The sequence below is a fragment of the Streptomyces sp. NBC_00386 genome (assembly GCF_036063235.1).
Lineage (GTDB): Bacteria > Actinomycetota > Actinomycetes > Streptomycetales > Streptomycetaceae > Streptomyces.
On sequence record NZ_CP107950.1, the window covers coordinates 8,680,322 to 8,693,751 of the forward strand.

Consider the following 13,430-nt stretch of genomic DNA (forward strand, 5'->3'; position numbering starts at 1 on the left):
TCCGCCCCGCGGACACGGCACGGCCTGGCCGTTGGAAGGAGAGATCCGGGATGCCCGAAGTCCTCAAAGCCCCCCTCGTCGTCGAGTTCCCCTTCACCCGCTCGCTCGGCCCCGTGCAGAGCGCCTTCCTCACGGGCCTGCGCGAACAGGTCGTCCTCGGCGTGCGGACCGCCGACGGACGCACCCTCGTCCCGCCCGTCGAGTACGACCCCGTCACCGCCGAGGAGATACACGACCTCGTCGAGGTCGCCCCCACCGGCACCGTCACCACCTGGGCCTGGAACCACGAACCCCGCCGCGGCCAGCCCCTCACCACCCCCTTCGCCTGGGTCCTGGTCAGGCTCGACGGCGCCGACACCGCCCTGCTGCACGCCCTCGACGCCCCCGGCCCCGAGGCCGTGCACACCGGGATGCGCGTCCGCGTCCGCTGGGCCCGCGAACGCTCCGGCGCGATCACCGACATCGCCTGCTTCGAGCCCTGCGACGGCGCCCCGGGCGAACCCCCGGACGAACCCGCGGGCCACGACGGCCGGTTCGCGGACATGGTCACCGGAATCGTCGCCCCCGCACGGCTCGACTACATCTACTCGCCGGGCCGCGCCCAGGCCGCCTACATCGCGGGCCTCGCCGAACGGCGGATCCTCGGCGAACGCTGCCCCTCCTGCCACAAGGTCTACGTCCCGCCCAAGGGGGCCTGTCCCACCTGCGGGGTGGCCACCTCCGAACAGGTCGAGGTCGGCCCGCGCGGCACCGTCACCACGTACTGCATCGTCAACATCAAGGCGAAGAACCTCGACATCGAAGTCCCGTACGTCTACGCGCACATCGCCCTCGACGGCGCCGGCCTCGCGCTGCACGGCCGGATCGGCGGCATCCCCTACGACGAGGTCCGGATGGGCCTGCGCGTGGAGCCCGTGTGGTCCGAGGACGGCCACCATCCCGACCACTACCGGCCCACCGGAGAACCGGACGCGGACTACGAGACGTACAAGGAGATGCTGTAGATGCGGACCGCCAGGGACATCGCCGTCGTCGCCTTCGCGCAGAGCGACCACCGGCGCACCACCGACGAGGTCTCCGAGGTGGAGATGCTCCTTCCGGTCCTGCACGAGGTCCTCGACCGGACGGGCCTGCGGGCCGGTGACATCGACTTCACCTGCTCCGGCTCCACCGACTATCTCGCGGGCCGCGCCTTCTCCTTCACCATGGCGCTCGACGGCGTGGGCGCGTGGCCGCCGATCTCCGAGTCGCACGTCGAGATGGACGGGGCCTGGGCGCTGTACGAGGCGTGGACCAAACTGCTGACCGGCGACGCCGACACCGCGCTCGTCTACTCCTACGGCAAGTCCTCGCCCGGCTCCGTACGCGACGTCCTGACACGCCAGCTGGACCCGTACTACGTGGCCCCGCTCTGGCCCGACTCGGTCGCCCTCGCCGCACTCCAGGCGCGGGCGCTCATCGACGCCGGCGAGACCGACGAACTCGAACTCGCCGCGGTCGCCGCCCGCAACCGCGCCGCGGCGGACACCAACACCCATGCCCAGCTCAGGGGTTCGGTGCCGCAGGGCGACTACCTCGTACGACCGCTGCGCACAGGAGACTGCCCGCCCATCGGCGACGGGGCCGCGGCCGTGATCCTCGCGGCGGGGGACCGGGCCCGCGAACTGTGCGAGCGGCCCGCCTGGATCCGGGGCATCGACCACCGCATCGAGGCGCACTCCCTCGGCGTGCGCGACCTGACCGACTCCCCGTCCGCCCGGCTCGCCGCCGAACGGGCGGGGGCCTTCGAACGACCTGTCGACACGGCCGAGTTGCACGCCCCCTTCTCCTCCCAGGAAGTCGTCCTGCGCAAAGCGCTGCGGCTCGGCGACAGCGTGCGCGTCAACCCGTCGGGAGGCGCCCTCGCCGCCAACCCGATCATGGCGGCAGGGCTCATCCGCATCGGCGAGGCCGCCGCACGCGTCCACCGCGGGGAGTCTGACCGGGCGCTCGCCCACGCCACCTCCGGCCCCTGCCTCCAGCAGAACCTGGTCGCCGTACTCGAAGGGGACGCCCGATGAGCAAGGAGCCCGTGGCCGTCGTAGGGATCGGCCAGACCAAGCACGTGGCGGCACGCCGGGACGTGTCCATCGCGGGACTCGTCCGCGAGGCCGCCCAACGCGCGCTCACCGACGCCGAGTTGACGTGGGCCGACATCGACGCCGTCGTCATCGGCAAGGCGCCCGACTTCTTCGAGGGCGTCATGATGCCCGAGCTGTACCTGGCGGACGCGCTCGGGGCGACTGGCAAACCCATGCTGCGGGTGCACACGGCGGGCTCCGTCGGCGGATCGACGGCACTCGTCGCCACCAACCTCGTCGCCGGCCGCGTCCACGGCACCGTCCTGACCCTCGCCTACGAAAAACAGTCCGAATCCAACGCCATGTGGGGTCTGTCCCTGCCCATCCCCTTCCAGCAGCCGCTGCTCGCCGGCGCGGGCGGCTTCTTCGCACCGCACGTACGCGCCTACATGCGGCGCACCGGCGCACCCGACACCGTCGGCTCGCTCGTCGCGTACAAGGACCGCCGCAACGCGCTGAAGAACCCCTACGCGCACCTCCATGAGCACGGCATCACCCTGGAGAAGGTCCAGGCCTCGCCCATGCTCTGGGACCCGATCCGCTACTCGGAGACCTGCCCCTCCTCCGACGGGGCCTGCGCGATGATCCTCACCGACCGCGCGGGAGCGGCCCGTTCACCGCGCCCGCCCGCCTGGATGCACGGCGGCGCCATGCGCAGCGAGCCGACCCTCTTCGCCGGCAAGGACTTCGTGTCCCCGCAGGCCGGAAAGGACTGCGCGGCGGACGTGTACCGCCAGGCCGGGATCGCGGACCCCCGCCGCGACATCGACGCCGTCGAGATGTACGTCCCGTTCTCCTGGTACGAGCCCATGTGGCTGGAGAACCTCGGCTTCGCCGACGAGGGCGAGGGATGGAAACTCACCGAGTCGGGCGTGACCGAACTGGAGGGCGACCTGCCCGTCAACATGTCGGGCGGCGTCCTCTCCACGAACCCGATCGGCGCCTCCGGCATGATCCGCTTCGCCGAAGCGGCCCTCCAGGTACGCGGCCAGGCCGGAGAGCACCAGGTCGAAGGGGCGCGCAGGGTGCTCGGCCACGCCTACGGCGGCGGATCCCAGTTCTTCTCGATGTGGCTGGTCGGCGCCGAGCCGCCCACCTCCTGACACCGTCCCCCTCACATGGCCTGTGCGCGGCACGGACCGATCGCTAGGCTGGCCGCGGACGACGAACCGGGAGGAGCAGGACGTGGCCGAGAGCACCATCGAGCAGCACCCGCTCGCGGGCTGGGACAAGCCGGAGCTGGACCTCAGCAACGCCGACTGGCAGTCCAGCAGCCGAGGGCGCGGAGATGTCCAGATCGCCTTCGTCGAGGGTTTCATCGCGATGCGCAACAGTGGCCGCCCCCAGAGCCCTTCTCTGATCTTCACGCCCGCGGAATGGGGGGCGTTCGTATCGGGGGCCCGCGAAGGGGAGTTCGACCTGACCTGAACCGACGACCGCCGGGCCCCGCCCCGCCCCCTCGACGAGAGGTGGGCGGCGGCCCTGGCCCCGCGCCCGGAACGCCGCCCACCGGCCGGTCCTCCCGCGGCTCCGCCGTCACTCACGAGGTTCTGACCAGGAGCGTCCGAACGGGCTGCCCCGTGGATGATCGGGGCGTACGCTGAGGTGCCTGGAGGTCACGGTGCGCATCCGCATCCCCGCGCGGACGCGTGATCGTGGCAGGGGGTGATCATGGGGCAACGCAGCCTTCGCAGCCGTCGGACGCTCTTCGAGCGTGAGAGTGAACTCTCGGCCGCAGACGAGGCGTTGAGCGACCTCGTCTGCCTGCGCCGGGAACCCGGCGAGCCGCCCGGCCGCCCCCGCGGCGCGCTCCTCGCCTTCGCCGGACGTGCCGGGATCGGCAAGACGACCCTCCTCCGCGAGGTCCGCAGGCGCGCTGCGGCCAAGGGCTGCACCGTGCTGAGCGCGCGCGGCGGAGAACAGGAACAACGCGTCGCCTTCCACGTCGCCCGACAGCTCCTTCAACCGCAGCTCGCCGGATTCACCGAGGCCGAACTCCGTGCCTCCCTGGGGAGTTGGTACGCCATCGTCGGCCCCGCGCTCGGCCTCTGCGCACCGTCCGAGGGCGCCCCGCCCGACCAGCAGGGCCTGCGCGCCGGACTCGACTGGGTGCTCACCCACCTCGCCGTACAGCGCGCCCCCATGGTGCTCCTCCTGGACGACGCGCACTGGGCCGACGCCGAATCGCTCAGCTGGCTGGCCGCGTTCGCGCCCCGCGCCGAGCAACTCCCGCTGCTGCTCGTCGTCGCCTACCGCCCCGACGAACTCCCCGAACACGCCGAGGCGTTCAGGGGACTGCCCGGTCGTGCCGGACAGCGCCCCATAGGCCTCGAACCGCTCAGCGCGGCGGCCGTCGCCCGGCTCGTCCGCGAAGACCTCGGCACCCAGGCCGACGACGCGTTCTGCCGCGAGTGCTGGGCCGTCACCGCGGGCAACCCCTTCGAGGCCGTCGAGCTGACCGCCAAGGTCCGTGACCGCGGGCTGACCCCGACCGAGGACGGAGCGCACCTCCTGCGCGACCTCGCCGCCGCCGTCAAGGGCAGTGGCATCGTCGCCCGCCTCGAACGCCTCGGCACCGCGACCGTCCGCTTCGCCTGGGCCTGCGCCGTGCTCGGCACCGAGATCCACCCGACGCTCGCCGCCGCCGTCGCGGGCCTCGGCTCCGAGGAGGCCGCCGACGCCGCGGACGCCCTGCGCACCGCCCGCATCCTGACCGGCGCCGACCCCCTCGAATTCGTCCACCCGCTGATCGCCACCGCCGTCTACCGGGACATCCCCGGAAGCGTCCGCGTCGCCCTGCACGGCCAGGCCGCCTGGTGCGTGATCGACGAAGGCCTCGGCCCGGCCGCCGCCGCCCGCCACCTCATGGAGACCCACCCCGACGGCGACACCTTGATCGTCCAGCAACTGCGCGCCGCCGCCCGCGAGACCCAGCGCGCCGGCGCCCCGGACGCCGCCCGCCGCTATCTGGCGCGCGCCCTGCGCGAACCGCCGCCCTTCAAGGACCGTGCCGCCGTGCTGTACGAACTGGGCTGCGCGTCCCTGCTCACCGAGCCGGGAACCACGGTCAACCATCTGCGCGCGGCCCTCGAGGAACCGATCACCGACCCCGATCTGCGCCACAACATCGTCTACCGTCTCTCCCAGGTGCTCGCCCACAGCGACCGCCTCGCCGAGGCCTCCGAGACCCTCGCCCGCGAGATCCCCGTCACCGGCGACGCCCGGGTACGTCTGCGCATGCAGTCCGAGCAGTTCATGTGGGACGCCTTCCGCGCCGACGAACCCGACTCGCCCGCCCGCTCCCGCCGGCTGGCCCGCCTCGCCGACCGGCTCACCGGCCACGACCTCACCGAGCGCTATGTCATCGGGCTCCGCGCCTGGGACGCCACCCTGCGCGGCGAACCGGCTCCCGTCGCCCTCCACCACGCCGAGCGCGCCCTGGCCGGCGGCCTCGGCTGGGCCGAGGCCGACCGCGGCTTCGAGGTCCCGGTCCTGGTCGCCATGACCTTCATGTACGCCGACCGGCCGGGCCGGACCGAAGAACTCTTCGCGACCGGGATCGCCGACTTCGAATCCCAGGGCTGGCACGGCGCCCACCTCTCCTTCGGCTACACGATCCTCGGATACGTCCGCTTCCGCCGCGGCCGTCTCGCCGAGGCCGAGGATTTCGTCCGTGCGGGTCTCAGGCTCGCCGAACGCGTCGGGCCCGGTACGCCCGTCCACTGGTACGCGGTGGGCACCCTCATCCAGGTCCTGCTCGCCCGGGGCCAGGTCGAGGAGGCCGCGCGCACCGGCGAGGCCTACGCCTTCCACGCACCCTTCTCGGCCGCCGTGACCTTCCCCGACGCCCAGACCGTGTACGGCGAACTCCTGCTCGCCCGCGGCCTCGCCAAGGACGCGGCCGACGAGCTCGCGTCCGCCGGCCGCCGGCTCGACCGGCGCGGCATGCGCAACCCCGCCTGGTGTCCCTGGCAGCTCCACCTCGCCCGCGCCGAGAGCCACGACGCCCCGGAGCGCGCCGTCGACACGGCACTCGAAGCGGTGAACCGCGCCCGCCAGTACGGCGCCCCCTCCACGATCGGCCAGGCTCTGCGCGTCGCCGCCGAGGTCTCCCCCGGCCCGGCCCGCGTCCAGCTCCTCGAGGAGTCCGTCGGTCATCTGGAGCGTTCCCCAGCCGCCTACGAACTGGCCTGTTCCCTGGTCGCCCTGGGCACCGAGCTGCGTCGCGCCGGACGCCCCAGGGAAGCCGCCGAGCACCTCTACCGCGGCCTCGACGCGGCGGTCCAGTGCGGTGCCGACGGACTGATCGAGGACGCCCGCGACGAGCTGGCCTCGGCGGGGCTGCGGCCGCGCCGTCTGCACAGCACCGAGACGGACACCCTCACCGCCCGCGAGCGCACCGCCGCCGCGCTCACCGCACGGGACCGGACCCCGGCCCAGATCGCCGAGGAACTGCACATCGACGAGCACGCCGTGACCCGGCTCCTGTCGGCGGTCTACCGCAAGGTCGGCACCGACCGCAGAGGACTCGGAGCGGCCCTGGGGGACCAGGCCACGTCCTGACGCGGCCGGGCCGTCCTCCGCCCCGCACGCGCAGCTCCCGTGGGACCGGTACGCACAACACCCGCGGGCCGGGTACGCACGGCTCCCGTGGGACCGGTACGCGGCCGTGCACGTACCATTGCGGCATGTCCTTCCTCCGCCGCCGCAGTGCCACGCCCGCCGGGCCCGAGTTCGATGTTCTGGCCATGGATCCGGGCGACTGGCCCGGCAATCTCGGTGCGGGCCTGCTGCCCGCCCCCGACGGCAGCTGCCAGGGCGTCTTCCTGCGCTACGACCTGTTCGGCGGCCGCGGTCCCGCGATGATCATCGGCAATCTGCCCGAGGGCTCCCAGGCCCGGGACGTCGCCGAGAACGAGGTCCCCTTCGAGGTGGCCCAGCTCCTCATCGCGCTGGAGAACAACGAAGAGGTCACCGTCACCGGGACCGAGGACATGCCGGTGATGCAGGGCGACAACCTTCTGATCGTGCGCAGGCTGAAGCTCTCCGAGACCCGTATCTCCTGCGTCCAGTTCGACCGCAGCGACAACGTCCTGGTGACCATCGCCGCCTGGGACCGTCCGATCACGGACGACCTGTACGCGCTCCTGAAGCCGCTCCCGGCAGAACTCTTCCAGCAGGGCTGAGGCCCGACGCGGCCCAACACCCCGCCGGCCGTCACAGCTTGAGGGTGAACCAGGTGGTCTTGCCCGCGTCGGTGGGACGCACACCCCAGTTGTCGGCGAGCGCGCGGACCAGGATCAGACCCCGTCCCGACTCCTCGCCCTCGCCGGCCGTCCGGGGCTGCGGCAGATGCGGGCTGCGGTCGCTGATCTCCACGGTCAGGTCGGTCGCGGTGCGGCACAGATGCAGACCGATGGGCCCCTGCGCGTGCTGCACGGCGTTGGTGAGGATCTCGGAGAGCAGCAGCCGGGCGTCGTCCGCCGCGGGAGCGCAGTCCCAGGCGGTCAGCGCCTTGCTGAGGAAGGCGCGGCCCTCCGGGACCGACTCGGGCACCGCGGGCAGGTCGGTGTCGACGGTGGCCAGGGGCCCCTCGGGCAGCCGGGTGAGCAGCAGCGTGACATCGTCGTTGTGCCCGTCGGCGTCCGGCAGCAGGGCCGACAGCACGTGGTCGGCGGCGTCCTCCAGATCGGGCGCGGCGACGAACAGGCCCGTGAGGGTGGCGGTGAGCTCGGTGAGTTGGTCCTCGATGTCGCTGCCGGGCGTCTCGATGAGACCGTCGGTGTACAGGACGAGGGTCGCCCCGGGCGGGATCAGCGACGTCGCCTGCTCGTAGAGGATGTCGCCGACACCGAGCGGCGCGTTCACCGGCGCGGGGAGCGGCCGGGCGCCGACGCCGGGCGTGGCCACCAGGGTCGGCAGATGCCCGGCGGAGCAGACCGTCACCTCGCCCGCGTCGGCGGAGATGACCAGATAGCAGCAGGTCACAAGCTGGTCGGGCACGTCCAGATCACCGACGACGGCCTCCAGGGCCTGCATCAACTGGCGAGGCTGCATACCGGTCTTGGCCAGGGCGTGCGCGGCCGACCGCAGTTGGCCCATCACGGCGGCGGCCTCCAGACCGCGGCCCATCACATCGCCGATCAGCACCCCGACCCGGCCGGCTCCCAGCGGGATCAGGTCGAACCAGTCCCCGCCCACGCCCGCTCCCTGCGTGGCGGGCCGGTAGCGGCTCGCGGTGGTCAGACCGGGAATGGCGGGCGGGGTGCCCATGAGGCTGCGCTGGAGGGTGAGGGCGATGTGCCGCTGCTGCTCGTACAGGAAGGTCAGCTCCGCCTCGGCCTTCTTGCGGTCGCTGATGTCCCGGACGATCGCGCACGCGCCGATCACCGTGCCGTCCGCGTCACGGGTGGGCCACAGCGTGATGTCCACGTCCAGCAGGGCGCCCGAGCGGGTCAGCCGCAGGGTCTCGAAGTGTTCGACCTTCTCACCGCTGCGCAGCCGGTCGAGGAGCAGGTCGATCTCGCTCCGCCGTTCCGTGGTCGCGAGAAGGGACACGTGCCTGCCCATCACCTCGGCACGCGAGTAGCCGTACAGCCGCTGCGCCGCCGCGTTCCAGTAGGTGATGTGACCGTCCAGGGTCTTGGCGAGGATCGCGTCCTGCGAGGACTCCACGAGACCGGCCAGTTCGTTGATCCGGGCTTCGGCGCGCTTGCGGTCGCTGACGTCGCGGACGGCGGCGGAGACGAGGAGCCCGTCGGTGGTCTCCAGCGGGCTGAGACTGATCTCGACGGGGAACTCGGTGCCGTTCTTGCGCAGTCCGTGGAGTTCGAGTCCCGCGCCCATCGGGCGGACCTGCCGGTTGTCGGCGTATCCGTCGCGGTGGCGGTGGTGGTGGCCGCGGAAGCGGCCGGGCACGAGGAGCTCGACGGGGTGTCCGAGCAGTTCCTCGCGCCGGTAGCCGAAGAGGGCTTCGGTCTGGGCGTTGACGAGTTTGATGGTTCCGGTGTCGTCGACGATGACCATGGCGTCCGGTGCCGCCTCCAGCAGACCCCGAAACCTTTCCTCAGCGGCCTTGCGGTCGCTGACGTCGCGGACGGCGGCGGAGACGAGGAGCCCGTCGGTGGTCTCCAGCGGGCTGAGACTGATCTCGACGGGGAACTCGGTGCCGTTCTTGCGCAGTCCGTGGAGTTCGAGTCCCGCGCCCATCGGGCGGACCTGCCGGTTGTCGGCGTATCCGTCGCGGTGATGGTGGTGGTGGCCGCGGAAGCGGCCCGGTACGAGCAGTTCCACCGAGTGACCCAGAAGCTCCTCGCGGGTGTAGCCGAAGAGGGCTTCGGTCTGGGCGTTGACGAGTTTGATGGTTCCGGTGTCGTCGACGATGACCATGGCGTCCGGTGCCGCCTCCAGCAGACCCCGAAACCTTTCCTCGGCCCCCGCCGGAGCGTCGTTGCGCGGTTCGCCACCGCACTCGCATCGCTGGGGGACCGCCGCACCGGCCGGCCGCGTTGAAGTCTCTTTGACGAAGTTGCCCATGCCTGCCCCAGGGTGTCCCGTGTTCCGTGAACGGCCCATCAGAGCGCACGGAGAGCAGCAGCGCCGTTACATGTCGTTAACTGGTCCGACCGCGGCCGAACCTGTCCTCGACGGCGCTTTCCCTGGCCGGTTGCCGGTGCCAGTCATTGCCTTCGGCGATCCGGATGCCGGGCCCGCCCCGTACGGGCCCGGCCCCGGACCGCCGGACGCCCTACGGAACCAGGTCCACGTCCGCCGCCCGCACGAACTGCACCCGGTGCCCGAACTGGATCTCGTAGTACATGTCCGTACCGATCACGACCCGGTGCGGTGCGGTGTCGAAGGTCGGTGCGTAGAAGTACTCGCCGGGCACCTTGTCGCCGGCCGCGTAGCGCTGGCCGGCGAGGATCTTGTACGGCAGGGGTGAGACGGCCTGGACGGGCACGCCCGCCGGGTACGCCTCCTTCTCCGGGTACGCCCTGCCGTACACGGGGATCTCCGCCAGGCCCGCCTTGGGTGTCACGGCCGGCCCCGACGCCCTCACCGCGGTCGGCTGCTTGCGCGGGTTCTCGAACCAGGCCTTCTGGCCCAGGTACCAGATCGCCGTCCAGTCGCCGTCACGTCCGGCGAGCGCGTACCGCTGTCCGGTGGAGACACGCGAGGCGACGTCGTTCACCCCGGTCGTCGAGGCGTCGCCCTTCGGGTACAGGCCGATGTCCTGGACCAGCGGCGCGTTCTCGTCCGGCTGGGAGTACAGCCGTACCTCGCTGGAGCCGTGTGCGGCGCAGGGCTCGCCCTTGGTGACGCAGCCCGTGTACACCGGCTGGTTCGCGTCGAAGTCGGGCAGGACCGTCACCAGGTCACCGCCCTTGCCGAGCGTGGGGTGGAACGGGTGCCCGAGGAGGGTGAAGTAGTGCTGCCAGTCCCAGTACGGGCCCGGGTCCGTGTGCATCCCCGGGATGGTGGAGGCGGTGGGGCCCGGTACGTTGTCGTGCCCGAGAATGTGCTGCCGGTCCAGCGGGATGTCGTACTTCCGGGCGAGGTACCGCACCAGACGGGCGGAGGCCCGGTACATCTCCTCGGTGTACCAGGTGTCGGGCGCGGTCAGGAAGCCCTCGTGCTCCAGGCCGATCGACTTCGCGTTGATGTACCAGTTGCCCGCGTGCCAGGCTACGTCCTTGGCCTTCACATGCTGGGCGATGTGCCCGTCGGTCGAGCGCAGGGTGTAGTTCCACGACACATAGGTCGGGTCCTGGACGAGGTTCAGCACACCGTCCCAGGTGCCCTCCGTGTCATGGATGACGATGTACTTGATGCTCTGCGAGGCGGGGCGGTCGCCCAGGTCGTGGTTGCCGTAGTCGCCCTCGCCGAACTCCTCGTACGGGGCGGGGATCCACTCGCAGGACACGGTCCTCGGGCACTCGGTGCCGTCGGCGGAGGCCGTCCGCAGTCCCGCACGGCGCAGCTGCGCCGTGTCCGGGCTCAGCCCGGGCCGAGCGGCGAGCGTCACCTGCTGGCCGGCATCCGTGGTGCGCCGCTCACCGGTGCGCATCACGTCGTACGCGTCGTCGGCGTAGGCCGCAGCGGTGCTGCTGTCGTCCGCACCCGAGAAACGTGCCACCGCTCCGTACCAGTCGGAGGGGTCGTCGCTCAGGGGCCGGCCGAGGTCCCGCTGCGCGGCGGCCAGGAGCGCCGCGCCGCCTGCGACGTTCGCCGCCGCGTCGGTGCGCAGCCGCTTGGGCGGCAGGCCGGTCAGATCGGCGGCCTTGGCCAGTGTGGTGAGCCGGGCCGGGAGCCGGGAGTCCGTGGGCAGCCGTGCGTCCGGCAGGAGGGCGGGGCGCGAACTGTCGCCGCGGGCGTCCTCCGCGCCGTCGCCGTGATGCGGGGTCGCGGCGATCGCCGTCCGGGCGTCGGTCAGGTGCATGGGGCCGTAGCCGCCGGTGACGCTCGGAGCACCGTCGTGCGTGTCCCAGCGGGACTGGAGATAGGAAACCGCGAGCAGCACACTCTGCGGAACGTGGTACTCGCCGGCCGCGGCGGCGAAAGCCTGCTGCAACCGGGTCGTGGGCACTTCCTCGGCCGAGCCCGAAGGGGCCGCGCCGAGCAGCGGCAGCAGCAGCGCCGCCGAGGCGACGGCTCCTGCGGTTCTGCGCGCGCGTCTGTGCCTGGTGGTGCCCTGGGGTTCGGTGGCGGACCGGTGCAATGCAGCCTCCTGGGACGGTGGGGCGCGGTGGGGCGTGCGAGAGCCGAACGCGTCAGTGCTACCCGCTCTCCGACGATCCGTCAATCATGCCCAGGAGGAGGCGATTTCCCATGTCAGCGTGGGGTGAAGGGGGTTTCGTGGCGGAGGGCTCCCGGCCTGCGGGGCGTCAGTGGCGTGGACCAATGCTCCGAACGGCGGGTCGTGCATGAGGGAGGTCCGCGGTGCGCCGGTGTGTCGGCGCCACCGCGGACCTCCCTTCCTCTTCAGCGAGTGCCGACAGCCGCGCGTACGGCCCGGCGGGCCAGCTGGCAGTCGTCGTGCAGCCGCCTCAGCAGCAGCCGCTGTTCCTCGCCGGACGGCGCAGCAGCCGGGTGGGCGGGGCCCGCTGCCGCCGGGGCCGCGTCGTGCAGGGAACGCTGCACGGCCATCTCGTACGTACGGATCTCGCGGGTCAGGACGATCATCAGGTTCACCAGGAAGGCGTCCCGAGCCGTCGGGCCCGCCGACTGTGCGAGCTGGCTGATCTGACGGCGCGCCACGGGAGCGTCGCCGAGGACCGCCCACAGTGTCGCCAGGTCGTAGCCCGGCAGATACCAGCCCGCGTGCTCCCAGTCCACCAGCACTGGACCGGCCGGTGAGAGAAGCATGTTGGACAGGAGGGCGTCGCCGTGGCAGAACTGGCCCATGCCCTGGCGGCCGGAGGACGTCGCGATGCCGTGCACCAGTTTCTGGAGGTCACCCATGTCCCGGTCGGTGAGCAGCCCCAGCTCGTGGAAGCGGGAGATCCGTTCCGCGTAGTCCAGCGGGGCGTTGAAGGTCCCGGCCGGCGGCCGCCAGGCGTTCAGCCGGCAGATCGCGCTCAGCGCGGCGCGGATGTCCGCGCGGGGCGGGGCCTCGACCGGGTGGCGCTGGAGCGCGGCCACCCGGCCCGGCATGCGCTCGATCACCAGTGTGCAGTTGTCCGGATCCGCCGCGATCAGCCGGGGCACCCGAACAGGCGGGCGGTGCCGGACGAACAGACGGTATGCAGCTATTTCGTGCCTGATCCGCTCGGCCCAGACGGGGGAGTGGTCCAGTAAGCACTTGGCGACGGCCGTGCTGCGTCCCGTCGTGCCGACGAGGAGCACGGAGCGTCCGCTGCGGCGCAGCACCTGGACCGGAGCGAACTCCGGACAGATCCGGTGCACCGACGCGATCGCCGTGCGCAGCTGGGCGCCCTGAGGGCCGGACAAGTCGAGTCTCCCGCTGAGCGGTTGGGTGCCGAGCCCCGGCACGCGCCGCGTCCGGCCGGCACCGAGCACGGGGGCCGCCTGACGTGCGGGGTCGAGGTAAGGGCCGCTGCCCACCGGGCGGGAGTGCAACGACCGGGGCGGAGCGGACACGGAGGACGATGCTGTGTACATGGGCGAAACAGATCCCTTCGTGTGCCTGCAAGTTGCCGCGCTGCCCGCCCCGGCCGCCTGGTTCATCCTGGGGAATGTCCCTGGCAACCGGGTCGGGGTGGCGCGTTCCTACCTGACACCCGACGTCCACTGGCACACCATCTGGCGCACCCTGGCGAACCCTGGCGAATAGTCGCTCAGCAACTGACA

The 13,430-nt window shown here is 72.0% G+C and carries 10 protein-coding genes; 7 read left to right on the top strand and 3 right to left on the bottom strand.

Annotated features, from left to right (window positions below; genetic code table 11):
• The first annotated feature begins 50 nt into the window (after nt 1–50).
• From OG780_RS37965 to OG780_RS37990, 6 genes are all read left to right on the top strand, one after another.
• Entirely contained in the window at nt 51–1,004 is a 954-nt protein-coding gene (locus OG780_RS37965) for a Zn-ribbon domain-containing OB-fold protein (protein ID WP_328455931.1), read from the top strand.
• Entirely contained in the window at nt 1,005–2,060 is a 1,056-nt protein-coding gene (locus OG780_RS37970) for a thiolase domain-containing protein (RefSeq protein ID WP_328455934.1), read from the top strand. It begins immediately after the preceding gene.
• Entirely contained in the window at nt 2,057–3,223 is a 1,167-nt protein-coding gene (locus OG780_RS37975; RefSeq protein WP_328455936.1) for a thiolase domain-containing protein, read from the top strand. Before OG780_RS37970 ends, OG780_RS37975 begins: the two co-directional genes overlap by 4 nt.
• Before the next feature lie 82 nt (nt 3,224–3,305).
• Nucleotides 3,306–3,548 carry a DUF397 domain-containing protein gene (locus OG780_RS37980; RefSeq protein WP_037615767.1) on the top strand — a complete coding sequence of 81 codons (243 nt, stop codon included), beginning with the start codon at nt 3,306–3,308 and terminating at the stop codon, nt 3,546–3,548.
• Nucleotides 3,549–3,791: 243 nt separating this feature from the next.
• Complete coding sequence (locus tag OG780_RS37985; protein WP_328455943.1) at nt 3,792–6,683, top strand: ATP-binding protein; 2,892 nt, start codon at nt 3,792–3,794, stop codon at nt 6,681–6,683.
• A gap of 125 nt (nt 6,684–6,808) precedes the next feature.
• The gene (locus OG780_RS37990; RefSeq protein WP_326789595.1) at nt 6,809–7,306 is read left to right on the top strand and encodes a hypothetical protein; all 498 of its coding nucleotides are present in this window, start codon (nt 6,809–6,811) and stop codon (nt 7,304–7,306) included.
• Nucleotides 7,307–7,337: 31 nt separating this feature from the next.
• Here OG780_RS37990 and OG780_RS37995 read toward each other — a convergent pair whose 3' ends face one another.
• The 3 genes from OG780_RS37995 to OG780_RS38005 form a co-directional block, all read right to left on the bottom strand.
• The gene (locus OG780_RS37995) at nt 7,338–9,695 is read right to left on the bottom strand and encodes a SpoIIE family protein phosphatase (protein WP_328455946.1); all 2,358 of its coding nucleotides are present in this window, start codon (nt 9,693–9,695) and stop codon (nt 7,338–7,340) included.
• A gap of 172 nt (nt 9,696–9,867) precedes the next feature.
• A complete protein-coding gene (locus OG780_RS38000; protein ID WP_328455948.1) occupies nt 9,868–11,838 on the bottom strand; it encodes an N-acetylmuramoyl-L-alanine amidase in 1,971 nt (656 codons plus the stop codon).
• Nucleotides 11,839–12,101: 263 nt separating this feature from the next.
• Complete coding sequence (locus OG780_RS38005) at nt 12,102–13,241, bottom strand: aminoglycoside phosphotransferase family protein (protein ID WP_328455950.1); 1,140 nt, start codon at nt 13,239–13,241, stop codon at nt 12,102–12,104.
• Here OG780_RS38005 and OG780_RS38010 point away from each other — a divergent pair.
• The gene (locus OG780_RS38010) at nt 13,240–13,413 is read left to right on the top strand and encodes a hypothetical protein (protein WP_158997174.1); all 174 of its coding nucleotides are present in this window, start codon (nt 13,240–13,242) and stop codon (nt 13,411–13,413) included. The genes OG780_RS38005 and OG780_RS38010 overlap by 2 nt on opposite strands.
• Nucleotides 13,414–13,430: the final 17 nt, after the last annotated feature.